Below are 17136 nucleotides of genomic sequence, written 5' to 3' on the forward strand. Positions count from 1 at the left end.
CTTACTCAGTGACGACCTCGTTACCATTAACGATGGTCTTAATAATTTTATAATCGTGTGTGAATGCCGTCAGGTTTGCAACCATGCCTGGTGCAATTCTGCCGAGCTGTTTATCCACGCCGATGGCACGCGCAGGATAAAGGGTTGCCATGCGCAGCACTTCTTCAAGCGCAATGCCGCAATGCTCGACCAGGTTACGCACGCCTTCAATCATGGTCAGGGAGGAGCCGCTCAACGTACCGTTTTCATCCACACACAGTCCGTTGCGGTAGTATATTGTTTTACCGGCAAAAATGAACTGCTCAATATTTGCACCTGCCGGTGCGGTGGCATCCGTCACCAGGCAAAGCTTGTCACCTTTCAGCCGCTTGGCGTTGCGAATGTTGGTGTAATCGACGTGTAAACCGTCCGCGATGATGCCGCAGTAAACGTCTGGCTCATCCAGAATCGCCCCGACCAGCCCCGGTTCACGACCCGTGATATACGGCATGGCGTTATACAGGTGTGTCGCAAAGGTAATACCCGCACGGAAACCGGCTTTTGCCTCTTTCAGCGTGGCGTTTGAATGGCCCGCTGACACGACAATCCCGGCGGCGGCCAGTTTGCTGATCACGTCAGTACCGGTCATTTCAGGTGCCAGCGTCACTTTGGTGATCACATCCGCATTGGCACACATATAGTCAACCAGTTCGGCATCAGGCTTACGCACATAATCCGGATTATGCGTGCCTTTCTTAACCATATTCAGCCATGGCCCTTCAAGGTGCAGACCCAGAGCCTGATTTGGGTGTTTCGCCAGGTATTCACGCATAACGCGGATACCCTGTTTCATCAGCTCATCGCTGCTGGTGATGAGGGTTGGCAGATAGCTGGTGCAGCCCGATTTCTCGTTCGCTTTCTGCATGATTTCCAGCGTTTCGACGGTGACGGCGTCTGCGGTGTCGTTAAACTGCACACCGCCGCAGCCGTTCAGCTGTACGTCGATAAAACCGGGGGAGATTACTGCTCCATTGAGTGAGCGCTGTTCAATCTCCGGCGGCAGCTCTGCCAGCGGACAAACACGTTCAATCAGGCCATTGGCGATAACAATCGCATGGTCATCCAGAATTTCATGGCCGGTATAAATCCGACCGTGGGTTAAAGCGTACATAACGACCCCCGGTTAAAAAAAGCGGCCGCCTCTTCATGAAGAGGCGGTTATTCAATTACAGACCTTTGATGTTCTCAGCTTCTAACTCGTTGAAGTATTTCAGCGTCTTCACCTTCAGTTCCATCGTGGACGGTTCGTCACAGACGATGACGGATTTTGGATGCAGCTGCAGGCAGCTGATGGTCCACATGTGGTTTACGTTGCCTTCAACGGCAGCCTGGAGCGCCTGCGCCTTCACGCTGCCCAGGACCAGAATCATCACTTCTTCGGCATCCAGCAGCGTGCCGACACCGACGGTCAGGGCATATTTAGGAACCTGGTTCACATCGCCATCAAAGAAGCGGGAGTTTGCCACGCGCGTGTCATGGGTCAGCGTTTTAATACGGGTACGGGACGCCAGTGACGACGCGGGTTCGTTAAACGCGATATGACCATCGTTACCCACACCGCCCATAAACAGGTGGATTTTACCGTAAGAACGGATTTTTTCTTCATACTGACGGCATTCTGCGTCAATATCAGGCGCGTTTCCATTCAGCAGGTTAATGTTTTCAGCTGGAATATCAACGTGATCAAAGAAATTACGGTGCATGAAGCTATGGTAGCTTTCCGGGTGATCCTTCGGTAAGCCGACATATTCATCCATGTTGAAGGTGACAACGTGTTTGAAGCTAACCTGGCCTGCTTTGTGCATCTCTACCAGTGCTTTATATGCGGTCAGCGGTGTGCCGCCGGTAGGGAGGCCAAGTACGAAAGGACGATCGGCGGTTGGTTTGAAGGCGTTGATACGGTTAACGATATGGCGAGCGGCCCATTTACCGACTTGTTCAGCAGTTGCCAGGGGAATCAGTCTCATTGTTCACCTCAAGAGTTTAAGTAGAAGAGTGGGCGGATGGGTATCGGGACCTGATACTTAAGCGTAACCTGGAACCTTTCAGGCCGGATCAATCCGTCTTGATTTTTCGAATGATAAAATAAGTTTTCGATGTTAGCCAGTGAAAGGGAGGGTGATAAACGATATTTGGTGACAAAAATCACAAAAAGTACGCTTTTAATTTGCGATACGAATTAATTTTTCACACACTCACAATGCCAGTGAATCATCAACTGTATTTCTAGTTCGTGACACAATAAAAAACATAGTTAATGCACGAGCCTTAATAAGGGTCTCGTAGGGGGAATAGGATGAATATTTTAGGTTTTTTCCAGCGCCTCGGTAGGGCTTTGCAGCTCCCTATCGCCGTGCTACCGGTTGCAGCACTGCTGTTGCGATTCGGGCAACCCGATCTTCTTAACGTGCCGTTTATCGCGCAAGCGGGTGGTGCGATATTTGACAACCTGGCGCTGATTTTCGCCATCGGCGTGGCGTCCAGCTGGTCTAAAGACAGCGCGGGTGCCGCGGCGCTGGCAGGGGCAGTCGGTTATTTCATCCTGACCAAAGCGATGGTAACCATCAACCCTGAAATCAACATGGGTGTTCTGGCGGGTATTATTACCGGTCTGGTCGGCGGTGCAGTGTACAACCGTTGGGCGGGTATCAAACTGCCAGATTTCCTGAGCTTCTTTGGCGGAAAACGCTTTGTCCCGATTGCGACAGGCTTTTTCTGTCTGATTCTGGCCGCTATCTTTGGTTATGTCTGGCCGCCGGTACAGCATGCCATTCATGCAGGCGGTGAGTGGATCGTGTCTGCGGGCGCAATGGGGGCAGGTATCTTCGGTTTCATCAACCGTCTGCTGATCCCAACCGGCCTGCATCAGGTTCTGAACACCATCGCATGGTTCCAGATTGGTGAGTTCACCAACGCGGCAGGTACCGTATTCCACGGTGATATCAACCGCTTCTACGCGGGTGACGGCACTGCGGGCATGTTTATGTCCGGTTTCTTCCCAATCATGATGTTTGGTCTGCCGGGCGCTGCACTGGCAATGTATCTGGCCGCGCCAAAAGCGCGTCGCCCAATGGTTGGCGGCATGCTGCTCTCTGTTGCGGTAACGGCGTTCCTGACCGGTGTTACTGAGCCACTGGAATTCCTGTTCATGTTCCTGGCTCCGCTGCTGTACCTCATGCACGCGGTGCTTACCGGTATCAGCCTGTTTGTGGCCACTCTGCTGGGTATTCACGCGGGCTTCTCCTTCTCAGCCGGTGCGATCGACTACGTGTTGATGTACAACCTGCCGGCAGCCAGCAAAAACGTCTGGATGCTGGTTGTGATGGGCCTGGTGTTCTTCGTCGTCTACTTCCTCCTGTTCAGCGCGGTTATTCGTATGTTTAACCTCAAAACGCCGGGCCGCGAAGATACAAAAGATGACGTCGTAACCAGTGAAGCAAACAGCAATACCGAAGAAGGGTTGACCCAGCTGGCAACCAGCTATATCGCCGCGGTAGGCGGTACCGACAACCTGAAAGCCATTGATGCCTGTATTACCCGTCTGCGTCTGACCGTTGGCGACTCTGCGCGCGTAAGCGATGCCATGTGCAAACGCCTGGGCGCGTCTGGTGTGGTGAAACTGAACAAACAAACCATCCAGGTTATTGTGGGTGCGAAAGCCGAATCTATCGGCGATGAAATGAAAAAAGTGGTTGCCCGTGGACCGGTTGCTGCTGCCTCAACGGATAGCGCGCCTGTGGCTGATGCTCCGGTTGCTAAACCGCAGGCTGTACCAAACGCCGCTACTATCGCCGCGCTGGTTTCACCGGTTACGGGTGAGGTGGTCGCGCTTGAGCAGGTACCTGACGAAGCGTTTGCCAGCAAAGCGGTCGGTGACGGTGTTGCGGTGAAACCAACGGAGAAAACCGTTGTGTCTCCTGCGGCGGGCACCATCGTGAAAATCTTTAACACCAACCACGCGTTCTGCCTCGAAACCGAAAAAGGCGCGGAGATCGTGGTTCATATGGGTATTGATACCGTTGCGCTGAACGGCCAGGGCTTTACTCGCCTGGTAGAAGAGGGCGCAGAAGTGGTTGCAGGTCAGCCGATTCTGGAAATGGATCTGGACTTCCTGAACGCCAATGCCCGTTCGATGATAAGCCCGGTGGTATGCAGCAACATCGACGATTTCAGCGGCCTGGTGCTTCAGGCAAAAGGTCAGGTGGTTGCGGGGCAAACGCCACTGTATGAGATTAAAGGCAAGTAATCGCTCCTGAGTAGAGTCATGCCTTAAGCGGCGGGGGAGATCCTCCGCCGCTTTTTTTTGCAGCAAATGCCCCCATTATTTTCTTCCGGGACGTTTTAAGGGTTGTCACTACGTCCGGCTTATAAGATCATATGCCGTTATACGTTGTTTACGCTTTGAGGAATCCACGATGAGTGAGGCAGAAGCCCGCCCGAGTAACTTTATTCGTCAGATCATCGATGAAGATCTGGCCAGTGGTAAGCACACCACGGTGCATACGCGTTTCCCGCCGGAGCCTAATGGCTACCTGCACATTGGTCACGCCAAATCGATCTGCCTGAACTTTGGTATCGCACAGGATTACCAGGGGCAGTGCAACCTGCGTTTCGATGACACCAACCCAGTAAAAGAAGACATCGAATACGTTGAGTCCATTAAGAACGACGTGCAATGGCTGGGCTTCAACTGGTCTGGCGATATCTGCTACTCCTCTGACTATTTCGATCAGCTGTATGCCTATGCCGTTGAGCTGATCAATAAAGGTCTGGCCTATGTTGACGAGCTCTCTGCAGATGAAATCCGTGAATACCGCGGCACGCTGACGGCACCGGGTAAAAACAGCCCGTTCCGCGATCGCAGCGTGGAAGAGAACCTGGCGCTGTTTGAAAAAATGCGTGCTGGTGGTTTCGAGGAAGGTAAAGCGTGCCTGCGTGCCAAAATCGATATGGCATCACCGTTTATCGTGATGCGCGACCCGGTGCTTTACCGCATTAAATTCGCTGAACATCACCAGACCGGTAACAAGTGGTGCATCTACCCGATGTACGACTTCACCCACTGCATCAGCGATGCGCTGGAAGGCATCACCCACTCGCTGTGTACGCTGGAATTCCAGGACAACCGTCGTCTGTACGACTGGGTGCTGGATAACATCACGATTCCGGTGCATCCGCGTCAGTACGAGTTCTCTCGTCTGAATCTGGAATACACCGTGATGTCCAAGCGTAAGCTGAACCTGCTGGTGACCGATAAGCACGTTGAAGGCTGGGACGACCCACGTATGCCGACCATCTCTGGTCTGCGCCGTCGTGGCTACACCGCGGCGTCAATCCGTGAGTTCTGCAAACGCATTGGTGTGACCAAGCAGGATAACACCATTGAGATGGCGTCTCTGGAATCCTGCATTCGTGAAGATCTGAACGAAAACGCGCCGCGCGCGATGGCCGTTATCGACCCGGTAAAACTGGTTATCGAAAACTATCCGCAGGGTGCGAGCGAAATGGTCTCGATGCCTAACCATCCGAACAAACCGGAGATGGGCAGCCGTGACGTACCGTTCAGCGGTAAAATCTGGATCGATCGTGCTGACTTCCGCGAAGAAGCGAACAAACAGTACAAGCGACTGGTGCTCGGTAAAGAGGTGCGTCTGCGTAACGCCTATGTGATCAAGGCTGAGCGCGTAGAAAAAGATGCGGAAGGCAACATCACCACGATCTTCTGCACATACGATGCCGAGACCCTGAGCAAAGATCCAGCGGACGGTCGTAAGGTGAAAGGCGTGATCCACTGGGTCAGTGCATCACACGCGTTGCCGGTAGAGATTCGTCTGTACGATCGTCTGTTCAGCGTGCCTAACCCAGGCGCAGCAGAAGACTTCCTGGCGACCATTAACCCGGAATCGCTGGTCATCAAACAGGGTTACGCTGAGCCATCCCTGAAAGCGGCTGAGGCGGGTAAAGCGTTCCAGTTTGAACGTGAAGGTTACTTCTGCCTGGACAGCCGTCACAGCACCGCTGAAAAACCGGTATTTAACCGTACGGTCGGTCTGCGTGATACCTGGACGAAAATCGGCGAATAATAACGCTGCGCTGGTCAATGAGAAACAAACGCCGCGTAATGCGGCGTTTTTTTATAGAGTGATCATGCCTTTAAAGCGGTAGCCAAATAGCGTTTATTAAAATAACAGGTCAATGTGGTGCTACTTATTTTTTTTTAAAAAAAGTTTATCCCCTTTCAAAATTCTGATGCACCGTAAAAAGAATATCATTTAACGCGTTACTTATTGAAAATCGGCCTTTTCCCCCGCCAGTACTGGCATCCCGTTAAATGTTACAAAGCACTACCAATTATGTGCTCTTCGTCATAATCCTGAGTTTTAGCCACCGAAAAGCATTGATAATTCGCGTCGCGAAAAATAACCTAAAGACGGTAGTTATTCGAGGGTATTTCCGACTACCCCTGACCATCAGGTCTTTTATATTTTTCGCCGTTTTAGGCGTTTTAATTCGTCAAAGAGGAATAATCTATGCGTACGTTCAGTGGCAAACGTAGTGCGCTGGCGCTGGCTATTGCCGGTGTGACAGCAATGTCAGGCCTGGTGGTGACGCCAGACGCTAAAGCAGCAGGCTTCATCGATGATTCAACCCTCACGGGCGGTATTTATTACTGGCAGCGTGAACGTGATCGTAAAGATGTCACGGAAGATAAATATAAAACGAACCTTTCTCACTCTACCTGGAACGCCAATCTGGATTTCCAGTCTGGTTACGCTGCCGATATGTTCGGCCTGGATATTGCCGCCTTCACGGCAATTGAAATGGCGGAAAATGGTGACAGCGGCCACCCGAACGAAATTGCCTTCTCCTCCAGTAATAAAGCGTATAAAGAAGACTGGTCTGGAGATAAAAGCGGTATCAGCCTGTATAAAGCTGCCGCGAAATTTAAATACGGCCCGGTATGGGCGCGCGGTGGTTATATTCAGCCAACCGGTCAAACCCTGTTAGCACCGCACTGGAGCTTTATGCCAGGTACCTATCAGGGGGCAGAAGCGGGCGCCAATTTTGATTACGGTGACGCAGGTGCGTTGAGCTTCTCGTATATGTGGACCAACGAGTATAAAGCGCCATGGCATATCGAAATGGACAAGTTCTACCAGAACGATAAAAAGACCAAAGTGGATTATCTTCACTCGCTGGGCGCGAAGTACGACTTTAAAAATGATTTAGTGCTTGAAGCGGCATTTGGTCAGGCGGAAGGTTATATCGATCAGTATTTTGCTAAGGCCAGTTATAAATTTGACATCGCGGGTAGCCCGCTGAGTACCAGCTACCAGTTCTACGGTACGCGAGATAAAGTCAGTGATGGTGGCGTGAATGATATTTATGACGGCACGGCGTGGTTGCAGGCGCTGACCTTCGGCTACAAAGTCGGTCAGGTAGATTTGCGTCTTGAAGGAACGTGGGTAAAAGCGGAAGGGCAGCAGGGCTACTTCCTGCAGCGTATGACCCCAACCTATGCATCTTCAAACGGTCGTCTGGATATCTGGTGGGATAACCGTTCCGACTTCAACGCCGATGGCGAAAAAGCAGTCTTCTTCGGCGCAATGTATGATCTGAAAAACTGGAACCTGCCAGGCTGGGCGGTGGGGGCATCTTACGCCTACGCATGGGATGCGAAGCCTGCTGATATGGCAACGCCAGACGCATACTACGATCCAAACTATCGTCTCAAAGAATCCGCTTACAGCCTGGATGCGATCTACACCCTGCAGGATGGTCGCGCCAAAGGTACTATGTTCAAACTGCACTTTACACAATACGACAACCACTCCGATATCCCGAGCTACGCCGGCGGTTACGGCAACATCTTCCAGGATGAACGCGACGTGAAATTCATGGTTATCGCACCGTTCACCATCTTCTGATGACTCGTCCGGCGGGGAAATTCCCGCCGGACCGGAGACTACATATGAAAAAGATTGTAATCGTCGCGTTGCTGGCATCGGGACTGGTGGCTTGTGCGCAGAATCAGGCCCCGAAAGAGGACTCCCGTCTGAAAGAAGCCTACAGCGCGTGTATCAATACGGCGGAAGGTTCGCCGGAGAAGATCGAAGCCTGTCAGAGCGTGCTGAATGTGCTGAAAAAAGAGAAAGCGCATGAACAGTTCGCAACCCAGGAGAATATTCGTGTAATGGATTATCAGGCCTGTATCCAGGCGCGTAAAACCGGTAACGATCAGGAAGTCGCGAAGCGTTGCGATCAGATCTGGAAAGAGATTCGCAGCAACAACAGCCATTAACCCGCTGTTATCATGCCCGGTAGCGCTGCGCTGCCGGGCTTTTTTTTGCCAGACCGCAGGCAAAAAAAAAGCCAACCTTGCGGCTGGCTCAGAGTATGAAACGTGTTTATTTCGCGTCGTGCGCGTGATCGTCTTCGCGGCAATCACCTTCAGCGCAGTGACCATACAGGTACAGGCTGTGGTTCGTCAGGCGGATACCGTGACGTGCGGCGATTTCACGCTGGCGAGATTCAATGGAATCATCGCTGAATTCAATGACCTTGCCGCAATCCAGGCAGATCAGGTGATCGTGGTGATGCTGTTGAGTCAGTTCGAATACAGATTTACCGCCTTCGAAATTATGACGGGTGACAATGCCCGCGTCATCAAACTGGTTCAGCACACGATAGACGGTTGCCAGCCCAATCTCTTCGCCCATGTCGATAAGACGCTTATAAAGGTCTTCCGCACTGACATGGTGATTGTCTGGACCCTGAAGCACTTCAAGGATTTTTAACCGAGGAAGCGTAACTTTCAGGCCAGCCTTCTTTAATGCGGTATTGTTGTCAGTCATGCGGAATCTGTCCTGTTGCTAAACGATTCACTTCTGTAGGAAGTGACAGAAATTGCACCCGGGATAATGCGTCTCATTATAGAACTGCCATGGCTAAATGAAAACTGCAAGTCTCAGGTAAAGTATGCTTATAAAAACGTGGTATCACCAACAAACTTGCATTGTGAAAGCCACGTTTTATCAGGGGGTCATTGTACAGGTCTGGGCGAAAAAGTTAAAAGATTGTAGCAATTAATTTAATCGGTTTGACCTGGTTTATGGGCGCAACCACCGTTGCGCCGCAAGAATCATCAGGCGTTGAGAATATCGTCCAGGTGCAGCTCTTCACGGATCTGCTTAACCCATTTTTCAACGCGCTCGGCGGTCAGTTCTGGCTGACGATCTTCGTCAATCGCCAGACCCACGAAGTGATCGTCGTCTGCCAGACCTTTAGACGCTTCGAAGTGGTAACCAGCGGTAGGCCAGTGACCTACAATAACGGCACCGTTTGGCTCAATAATGTCGCGGATGGTGCCCAGCGCATCACAGAAGTACTCTGCATAGTCTTCCTGGTCGCCGCAGCCAAACAGGGCAACCAGCTTGCCGTTGAAATCCACCTCTTCCAGCGTTGGGAAGAAATCATCCCAGTCACACTGGGCTTCACCGTAATACCAGGTCGGAATACCCAGCAGCAGGATGTCATAGCCTTCGAGATCTTCTTTGCTGCTCTTGGCGATGTCGTGCACATCGGCAACGTCTTTACCGAGCTGTTTCTGAATGTTTTTTGCGATATTTTCGGTATTGCCGGTATCACTGCCGAAGAAAATGCCGATAATTGCCATGAGTAAAATAACCTCTTGATACTTAATGGTATGGTGGCGCAATTTGTCCACGGATAAAGGCAATAATAGCAGAACAGGCAACCCTGCGGAAACAGCTATCGCGCAGGACTGCACTCTGTGCTACATGAAAAGGGTAATAAAGGGATTTTTCGGACTTATGCCTTACTGCGCATGGTCTCGAGTTGGGTGAGTAACATCTCTTCGATCAGCTCGCTGCGGCTGATATTACGCGCGTCAGCCAGTTCGTTTAGCGCATCGACAGCGTCGGCGTTGAGCTTCAGTTCGACACGCTTAAGCCCACGATTTTTATCGCGTTTAAGCTGGTTGCGTTTATTAATACGCAGCTGTTCGTCGCGCGAAAGCGGATTCGTTTTTGGTCGTCCCGGTCGACGCTCATTCGCGAACAGATCTAGTGTCGTACGGTCCGTTTGTTCTTTGGCCATGATTCTGAGACTTCGGGGGAAACACGCCGCCCTGCTAATGCCTGGGCGATAAGCGCGCCATCATACATCACCAAAAACGGCACGCCAACGACTGGAAGCCCGCAGCCTTCCAGTCGCTCTCTTTTTAATCAATTTGCCGTATCAGTCAGATAGCGGCGAATGGCGCGTAAGACGGCGTCTGGTTTTTCCGCATGAACCCAATGTCCGGCGCCAGCTATGACATGAGCGCGTGCCTGCGGGAATTGCGCCAGCAGGGTATCGCGACAGTCGTCGGTAACGTAGGGCGAATTGCCGCCACGAATGAAGAGGGTAGGGTGCGGCCATGCCGGTACGGTTTCCCAACCAACGATGTTATCGTACTGCTCCCACAGCACCGGCACGTTGAACCGCCACTGGCCGTCAACGAACGATTTCAGCAGAAACTGGATAACCCCTTCTTCATCCAGATGCTCACGCATAACGACGGCTGCCTGTTGGCGCGTCGAGACGCCAGCGTTGGTTACCGCGTTGATGGCGGCGAAAATCTCATCATGGCGACGGACGTTGTAATCCACCGGGGCGACATCTATGACCACCAGGCCACTTATTCTTTCTGGTGCCAGAGCCGTCAGGGCCATGACCGCTTTGCCGCCCATTGAATGCCCGATCAACGTCACTTTCTCGAGATTGTTGGCATCCAGCGTATCCAGCAGATCCTGCGCCATGGCCGCATAGGTCATCTCTTCTGAACGCCCGGAAAGGCCATGATTTCGCATATCCACCTGCAAAATATCGTGATCGGTAACCAGATCGCGCGCCAGCACGCCCAGGTTATCCAGGCTGCCAAACAGCCCGTGAACCAGTACGATGGGAGGATTCGTGTTCGGCGATTGTGCAGATTGCGCTCGGGTATTCAATTTCATGGCAAAGTTCTTTTTTTAGGTGTGACAGGTTAGGGTATTATGTTGACCATTCTGCCGCCCGGCTGCAAGGTTCCAGTTTAATCTGACTTTTGCCGCCAACCTGGTTTGACGCTATCCGCTGTTGGGATTTGACTTTATAATCTCAACGACTTGTATTCAGATAAGATATCGCACTGGATTAAGATGAAAACAATCGAAGTTGATGACGAACTCTATCAGTTTATTGCCAGCCAAACGCGGCATATCGGGGAGAGCGCGTCCGACATTTTACGGCGTATGCTTAAAATTTCCGCCGCCTCACCGTCTGCTACCCCAGCCACTAAAGATGTCGTGTCTCAGCCGAGTGTTGTTGCACAAGCAAAACCTGCCGCCGTGCAGGTGAAAGACAAAGTACGTGCGATGCGCGAGCTGCTGCTGTCTGATGAATATGCAGAGCAGAAAAAAGCGGTCAACCGCTTCATGCTGGTGCTGTCTACACTTTATTCACTGGATAACAAGGCGTTTGCTGAAGCGACTGAGTCGCTGCACGGTCGCACGCGCGTCTATTTCGCGGGCGACGAGCAGACGCTGCTGCAAAATGGCAACCAGACCAAACCTAAACATGTCCCTGGCACACCGTACTGGGTCATCACCAATACCAATACGGGCCGCAAGTGCAGCATGGTTGAACACATCATGCAGTCCATGCAGTTCCCGGCGGAATTGATTGAAAAGGTTTGCGGTACAATTTAACCCTTGCATCAGAAGGACCCGGTAATGGCAAATCACAGCCGTGCAGGCCAACCTGCACAACAAAGCGATTTGATTAACGTCGCTCAGCTGACCGCGCAGTATTATGTGCTGAAACCGGTCGTGGGCAACGCAGAACACGCAGTGAAGTTTGGGACATCAGGCCATCGCGGTAGCGCGGCACGCCATAGCTTTAACGAACCGCACATTCTGGCCATTGCTCAGGCCATCGCGGAAGAGCGCGCCAAAAACGGTGTTACCGGTCCGTGCTACGTGGGGAAAGATACTCACGCCCTGTCTGAACCGGCATTCATTTCCGTGCTGGAAGTTCTGGCGGCGAACGGCGTTGATGTAATTGTGCAGGAAAATAACGGTTTCACCCCAACGCCTGCCGTCTCTAACGCTATCCTTGTGCACAACAAAAAAGGTGGCCCACAGGCTGACGGTATCGTTATCACGCCTTCTCACAACCCGCCGGAAGACGGTGGTATCAAATATAACCCACCTAACGGTGGCCCGGCAGATACCAACGTCACTAAAGTGGTGGAAGACCGCGCCAACGCGTTACTGGCTGACGGCTTGAAAGGCGTTAAGCGTATTTCTCTGGATGCGGCCATGGCGTCCGGCCACGTGAAAGAGCAGGACCTGGTGCAGCCATTCGTGGAAGGGCTGGCGGATATCGTTGATATGGCGGCTATCCAGAAAGCCGGCCTGAAGCTGGGTGTGGATCCGCTGGGCGGCTCTGGTATTGAATACTGGAAACGCATTGCAGAGCACTACAAGCTGGATCTGACCATCGTTAACGATCACGTCGATCAGACCTTCCGCTTTATGCACCTTGATAAAGACGGCGCGATCCGTATGGACTGCTCCTCCGAGTGCGCGATGGCAGGTCTGCTGGCACTGCGTGACAAATTCGATCTGGCCTTCGCCAACGACCCGGATTATGACCGCCACGGTATCGTTACCCCGGCCGGGCTGATGAACCCAAACCACTACCTGGCTGTGGCAATCAACTACCTGTTCCAGCACCGCCCGCAGTGGGGCAAAGAGGTGGCTGTGGGTAAAACGCTGGTTTCTTCAGCCATGATCGACCGCGTGGTCGACGCGCTGGGTCGCAAGCTGGTGGAAGTGCCGGTGGGTTTTAAATGGTTTGTTGACGGTCTGCATGACGGCAGCTTCGGCTTTGGTGGTGAAGAGAGCGCAGGGGCATCCTTCCTGCGTTTCGACGGCACACCATGGTCAACCGACAAAGACGGTATCATCATGTGTCTGCTGGCGGCGGAGATCACCGCGGTCACCGGCAAGAACCCGCAGGAACACTACGACGAGCTGGCGGCGCGCTTTGGTGCACCGAGCTACAACCGTATCCAGGCAAGCGCGACCTCCGCACAGAAAGCAGCCCTGTCTAAACTCTCTCCGGAGATGGTCAGTGCCAGCACGCTGGCCGGTGATCCGATTACGGCACGTCTGACGGCAGCGCCGGGTAACGGTGCCTCTATCGGTGGTCTGAAAGTGATGACCGAAAATGGCTGGTTCGCCGCGCGTCCATCCGGTACGGAAGATGCGTACAAAATCTATTGTGAAAGCTTCCTCGGCGCTGAGCATCGCCAGCAGATTGAGAAAGAAGCGGTAGAGATTGTCAGCGAAGTACTGAAAAACGCGTAAGTGGTGTTCGGTGCGGGCTGATGCCCTCACCCCGGCCCTCTCCCACAGGGAGAGGGTGAAAACACTAAAAACGGCAGCCCCTGGGTTGCCGTTTTGCTTTTACCTAACTATGTTTATTCTTCAATTCAAACCGCGGTGAGACCAGCCCGTACAGCGTCCAGCCCATAAAGGTCACCATCGCACCATAAAGCATCGCCTCCTGGCCGGATGAGTAGAGCGCATAGAAGCTGTAAATCGCCCCAATCAGCGCCACAATATTGGCCGCCCGTGCTTTACGGGGATCGACTTTCGCCACCTTCTGAATGATCACCAGCGCCGCCATCGACAGAATATATGGAATGATATTTGTCACCACCGCCAGGTTGACCAGCACGTTGAACTGGCTGTTCAGGGATGGGCTAATGGTCATCAGCGATAACCCGCTCTGGAAGATGACAATGGCCAGCATGCCCTGCACCGGCGCATCGGCTTTGGTCACCCGGGAGAAGATTTTCGGGAAGTAACCTTCGTCAGCCGAAGATTTAAACACCTGCGCGATGGTGAACTGCCAGCCGAGGAGTGAACCGCAACAGGACATGACCATCAGCCCCATGATCACTTTCCCGACTTCCGGGGTGAACATCTGCGCGAAGGCCAGCCCAAACGGCGCCGTGGAGTTAGCCAAATCCATGTTCGGTACGATACCGGCAATAACATTAGTGGAGACGATATAGATCACCGCCGCGCCCAGCGTTCCGCCAAGAACGGCAATCGGGACGTTCTTTTCCGGGTTCTCTACCACTTCCGCGTTTGCACAGGCAGATTCCAGACCGAGGAATGCCCATAACGTCATGGCGATAGAGGACCCCACAGCGGAAAAGAACGGCACATGGTGCGGGTTCCAGGAGTTCGCGTACAGGGTCGGACTGAACCAGAACCAGCCGATGATGCACAGCCCGACAACCGGGATAATCACGCCCCAGACGGTGATGCTACTTAACTGACCCGTGATGCGCGCGCCGCCAAAGTTGGCCACGGTGCAGATCCACAGCACGCCGATGGTGGCCAAACCAATTTGCACCGGGCTGAGCGTGGCACCAAACAGCTCCGTACCGTAACCCACGGCGGAGATGGCAATCGCCACGTTGGCGATCAGCAGCGACACGCCATAGGTGTAGTTAGCCATAAAGTTGCCAGATTTGCCGAAGGCGTATTCGGCGTAGCCGCCCATCCCGCCTGACTTGCGGCTGAACATTCCGCATTTGGCAAATGCCCATGCCAGCGCCATGGAGCCGACCGCGGTTACCAGCCAGGAGATAATCGAAATAGTACCCACCTCGGCAAGTTTGGTGGGCAGCATAATAATCCCTGACCCCATCATGTTGACCATGGTGAGGATGGTCAGCTGCACCACGCCCATCTTGTTGGACTTACTCATAATTTTTCTCCTTTCAGCAGCGCGGGCTGAGCGGCGTGTTGTTTGATGACGTTACAGCGAACCTGTTTGCGTCCGTCACACTCCTCAACGTACACACCCTGTAGTTCCGGTGCGAAGCCCGGTAAAAGGTTGATACCCTCTTCCAGCGCGGCAAAGTAGCGCAGGACGGAGCCTCCCCAGACTTCACCCGGAACCACGCACAGCACGCCTGGTGGGTAAGGCAGGGCGCCTTCGGCGGCAATGCGGCCTTCCGCATCACGCAGGGAGACCAGTTCAACCTCACCACGCAGATACGCATAGTTTGCGTCCTGCGGGTTCATCATCACGCGAGGGAAGTGAGACTTGCGGAACATCTCTTTTTGCAGCTGTTTCACGTTATGGCGGGCGTACAGTTCATGCATCTCCTGGCATATCTGGCGCAGGGTATAACCGGCGTAGCGTTCCGGGTATTGCTTACAGATAGACGGAAGCACCTCTTTTAATGGCGCATCGGTCTGAAGCAGTTTTTCGAAACGCACCAGCTGTGCCACCAGCTGCTGCAGCTTGCCCATATCTTCTGCAGGGGTCAGCAGGAACAGGATCGAGTTGAGATCGCATTTCTCCGGCACGATGCTGTTTTCACGCAGGAAGTTAGCCAGGATGGTGGCGGGCACGCCGAAATCCTCATACTCGCCGGTACGGGCGTTGATGCCCGGCGTGGTCAACAGCAGTTTGCACGGGTCGATAAAGTATTGATGCTCGGCATACCCTTCAAAAGCGTGCCAGTTTTCACCCGGCACAAAGTGGAAGAAGCGCAGGTCGGTGGCAATTTCAGCCGTGTCCCAGCTTTCCCACGGACGGCCATCTACCAGCTCCGGCACGAACGGGCGAATAAACTGGCAGTTCTCCAGGATCAGCTTGCGTGCTTCAATGCCGGTAACCACGCAGTCCATCCACATATTGCGGCCACTCTGCCCCTCGTGCATGCGGGCGTTGATATCCAGTGCGGCAAACAGGGGGTAGAACGGGCTGGTGGAGGCGTGCATCATAAAGGCGTTATTCAGGCGCTTGTGCGGGACATAGCGCGGTTGGCCTTTAATATGGCGGTCTTTCTTGTGAATTTGCGAGGTCTGCGAAAAACCCGCCTGCTGTTTATGGACTGACTGCGTAACCAGGATCCCCGGATCGTTTTCGTTCAGCTCCAGCAGCAGCGGAGAGCAGTCGGCCATCATCGGAATAAATTGTTCGTAGCCCACCCAGGCAGAATCAAACAGGATGTAGTCGCACAGGTGACCAATTTTATCGACGACCTGCCGGGCGTTATAAATGGTGCCATCGTAGGTGCCCAGCTGGATCACCGCCAGACGGAACGGACGTTCGTCACGCGCACGACCCGGCGCCACTTCCGATACCAGCTCGCGCAGGTAGCTCTCCTCAAAGCAGTGGGCATCAATGCCACCAATAAAGCCGTACGGGTTGCGCGCCGTTTCCAGATAGACCGGCGTGGCACCCGCCTGAAGCAGGGCTCCGTGGTGGTTGGATTTATGGTTATTACGATCGAACAGCACCAGGTCGCCGGGGGTGAGCAGGGCGTTTAGCACCACTTTGTTGGATGATGAGGTACCGTTCAGCACAAAGTAGGTTTTATCCGCATTAAACACTTTCGCCGCGTGTTGCTGGGCAATGCACGGCGCGCCTTCATGAATCAGCAGATCCCCCATGGCCACGTCGGCGTTGCACAGATCGGAGCGGAAAAGCGTTTCGCCGAAGAAATCGACAAATTGATTACCGGCAGGATGACGACGGAAAAATTGCCCACCCTGATGCCCCGGACAATCGAATGCGCTGTTGCCCTGATTCACGTAGTCGACCAGTGCGCGGAAAAACGGGGGGCGTAGCTGGGTTTCGTACTTCTGCGCAGCCGCTTCCAGTTGACGTCCGTAAAAGTCGTTACTGGTCTCTGAACACTCAAACACACCGTGGATGCGCGATAAATATTCAGCCGGAATGAACTCTTCTTTATGTGTCGCAATAAATACGGGAATACCAAACCCGGTAGCTTCTATTTCTTCCAGAGTGCCACTGGAAATATCGCTCACGGCCAGAACAATGGCGGCGACGTCAATATAATCAGAGGTGCTGACATCTACCAGTTCACGGTGAGTGGTAAAGCAATCAGGGCATGCACGGCTGGCTGCAATTTTTAAACTTTTCATCTTTCTCTCTTTATTTAAGGCAATATTCGTCCCTCGATTTCTCGCTAGAAAGAAATCGATAATGTCC

At 53.1% G+C, this 17136-nt stretch carries 14 protein-coding genes; 6 read left to right on the plus strand and 8 right to left on the minus strand.

Going from position 1 to position 17136, the window contains the following annotated elements; genetic code table 11:
* Window position 1: 1 nt before the first annotated feature.
* Window positions 2–1150: an N-acetylglucosamine-6-phosphate deacetylase gene (nagA, locus tag ACMWKA_RS00620; protein ID WP_020684945.1), complete on the minus strand. Its 1149-nt coding sequence runs from the start codon at window positions 1148–1150 to the stop codon at window positions 2–4.
* A 55-nt stretch (window positions 1151–1205) separates the two neighbouring features.
* Window positions 1206–2006 carry a glucosamine-6-phosphate deaminase gene (gene nagB / locus ACMWKA_RS00625; RefSeq protein ID WP_013097568.1) on the minus strand — a complete coding sequence of 267 codons (801 nt, stop codon included), beginning with the start codon at window positions 2004–2006 and terminating at the stop codon, window positions 1206–1208.
* Between the two features lie 329 nt (window positions 2007–2335).
* Here nagB and nagE point away from each other — a divergent pair, with 329 nt between their 5' ends.
* The 4 genes from nagE (at window position 2336) to chiQ (ending at window position 8341) form a co-directional block, all read left to right on the plus strand.
* Window positions 2336–4285 (plus strand): PTS N-acetyl glucosamine transporter subunit IIABC, encoded by a 1950-nt coding sequence (nagE, locus tag ACMWKA_RS00630; RefSeq protein ID WP_020684946.1) that lies wholly within the window; start codon window positions 2336–2338, stop codon window positions 4283–4285.
* 169 nt (window positions 4286–4454) lie between these two features.
* Window positions 4455–6122 (plus strand): glutamine--tRNA ligase, encoded by a 1668-nt coding sequence (glnS, locus tag ACMWKA_RS00635; RefSeq protein WP_414759902.1) that lies wholly within the window; start codon window positions 4455–4457, stop codon window positions 6120–6122.
* A gap of 447 nt (window positions 6123–6569) precedes the next feature.
* On the plus strand, window positions 6570–7967 hold the full coding sequence (gene chiP, locus ACMWKA_RS00640; RefSeq protein ID WP_038418907.1) for a chitoporin ChiP: 1398 nt from the start codon (window positions 6570–6572) through the stop codon (window positions 7965–7967).
* Between the two features lie 44 nt (window positions 7968–8011).
* Window positions 8012–8341 carry a ChiQ/YbfN family lipoprotein gene (gene chiQ / locus ACMWKA_RS00645; RefSeq protein WP_013097564.1) on the plus strand — a complete coding sequence of 110 codons (330 nt, stop codon included), beginning with the start codon at window positions 8012–8014 and terminating at the stop codon, window positions 8339–8341.
* 106 nt (window positions 8342–8447) lie between these two features.
* Here chiQ and fur read toward each other — a convergent pair whose 3' ends face one another.
* The 4 genes from fur to ybfF form a co-directional block, all read right to left on the minus strand.
* On the minus strand, window positions 8448–8894 hold the full coding sequence (gene fur, locus ACMWKA_RS00650) for a ferric iron uptake transcriptional regulator (RefSeq protein WP_010428651.1): 447 nt from the start codon (window positions 8892–8894) through the stop codon (window positions 8448–8450).
* 290 nt (window positions 8895–9184) lie between these two features.
* Window positions 9185–9715, minus strand: a complete 531-nt coding sequence (fldA, locus tag ACMWKA_RS00655; RefSeq protein WP_008501067.1) for a flavodoxin FldA — start codon at window positions 9713–9715, stop codon at window positions 9185–9187.
* A 155-nt stretch (window positions 9716–9870) separates the two neighbouring features.
* The gene (gene ybfE / locus ACMWKA_RS00660) at window positions 9871–10158 is read right to left on the minus strand and encodes a LexA regulated protein (RefSeq protein WP_013097563.1); all 288 of its coding nucleotides are present in this window, start codon (window positions 10156–10158) and stop codon (window positions 9871–9873) included.
* Window positions 10159–10286: 128 nt separating this feature from the next.
* Window positions 10287–11060: an esterase gene (ybfF, locus tag ACMWKA_RS00665; protein ID WP_335261904.1), complete on the minus strand. Its 774-nt coding sequence runs from the start codon at window positions 11058–11060 to the stop codon at window positions 10287–10289.
* 183 nt (window positions 11061–11243) lie between these two features.
* Here ybfF and seqA point away from each other — a divergent pair, with 183 nt between their 5' ends.
* Complete coding sequence (seqA, locus tag ACMWKA_RS00670) at window positions 11244–11792, plus strand: replication initiation negative regulator SeqA (protein ID WP_023621116.1); 549 nt, start codon at window positions 11244–11246, stop codon at window positions 11790–11792.
* Window positions 11793–11816: 24 nt separating this feature from the next.
* Complete coding sequence (pgm, locus tag ACMWKA_RS00675) at window positions 11817–13457, plus strand: phosphoglucomutase (alpha-D-glucose-1,6-bisphosphate-dependent) (RefSeq protein WP_013097560.1); 1641 nt, start codon at window positions 11817–11819, stop codon at window positions 13455–13457.
* A 103-nt stretch (window positions 13458–13560) separates the two neighbouring features.
* Here the strand turns inward: pgm and potE are convergent, their stop codons facing one another.
* Both potE and speF read right to left on the minus strand, forming a co-directional pair.
* Window positions 13561–14874, minus strand: coding sequence for a putrescine-ornithine antiporter (gene potE, locus ACMWKA_RS00680; protein ID WP_013097559.1), 1314 nt, complete (start codon window positions 14872–14874; stop codon window positions 13561–13563).
* On the minus strand, window positions 14871–17069 hold the full coding sequence (speF, locus tag ACMWKA_RS00685; RefSeq protein ID WP_414759903.1) for an ornithine decarboxylase SpeF: 2199 nt from the start codon (window positions 17067–17069) through the stop codon (window positions 14871–14873). The genes potE and speF overlap by 4 nt, the downstream gene beginning before the upstream one ends.
* Window positions 17070–17136: the final 67 nt, after the last annotated feature.

Source organism: Enterobacter sp. 03-F-07-AD-ECC (assembly GCF_047530935.1).
GTDB lineage: Bacteria > Pseudomonadota > Gammaproteobacteria > Enterobacterales > Enterobacteriaceae > Enterobacter > Enterobacter cloacae.

Bases quoted from the DNA above. Each gene is read 5' to 3' on its own strand.
- nagA (WP_020684945.1), bottom strand. From the start codon at position 1,150: ATGTACGCTTTAACCCACGGTCGGATTTATACCGGCCATGAAATTCTG.
- nagB (WP_013097568.1), bottom strand. From the start codon at position 2,006: ATGAGACTGATTCCCCTGGCAACTGCTGAACAAGTCGGTAAATGGGCC.
- nagE (WP_020684946.1), top strand. From the start codon at position 2,336: ATGAATATTTTAGGTTTTTTCCAGCGCCTCGGTAGGGCTTTGCAGCTC.
- glnS (WP_414759902.1), top strand. From the start codon at position 4,455: ATGAGTGAGGCAGAAGCCCGCCCGAGTAACTTTATTCGTCAGATCATC.
- chiP (WP_038418907.1), top strand. From the start codon at position 6,570: ATGCGTACGTTCAGTGGCAAACGTAGTGCGCTGGCGCTGGCTATTGCC.
- chiQ (WP_013097564.1), top strand. From the start codon at position 8,012: ATGAAAAAGATTGTAATCGTCGCGTTGCTGGCATCGGGACTGGTGGCT.
- fur (WP_010428651.1), bottom strand. From the start codon at position 8,894: ATGACTGACAACAATACCGCATTAAAGAAGGCTGGCCTGAAAGTTACG.
- fldA (WP_008501067.1), bottom strand. From the start codon at position 9,715: ATGGCAATTATCGGCATTTTCTTCGGCAGTGATACCGGCAATACCGAA.
- ybfE (WP_013097563.1), bottom strand. From the start codon at position 10,158: ATGGCCAAAGAACAAACGGACCGTACGACACTAGATCTGTTCGCGAAT.
- ybfF (WP_335261904.1), bottom strand. From the start codon at position 11,060: ATGAAATTGAATACCCGAGCGCAATCTGCACAATCGCCGAACACGAAT.
- seqA (WP_023621116.1), top strand. From the start codon at position 11,244: ATGAAAACAATCGAAGTTGATGACGAACTCTATCAGTTTATTGCCAGC.
- pgm (WP_013097560.1), top strand. From the start codon at position 11,817: ATGGCAAATCACAGCCGTGCAGGCCAACCTGCACAACAAAGCGATTTG.
- potE (WP_013097559.1), bottom strand. From the start codon at position 14,874: ATGAGTAAGTCCAACAAGATGGGCGTGGTGCAGCTGACCATCCTCACC.
- speF (WP_414759903.1), bottom strand. From the start codon at position 17,069: ATGAAAAGTTTAAAAATTGCAGCCAGCCGTGCATGCCCTGATTGCTTT.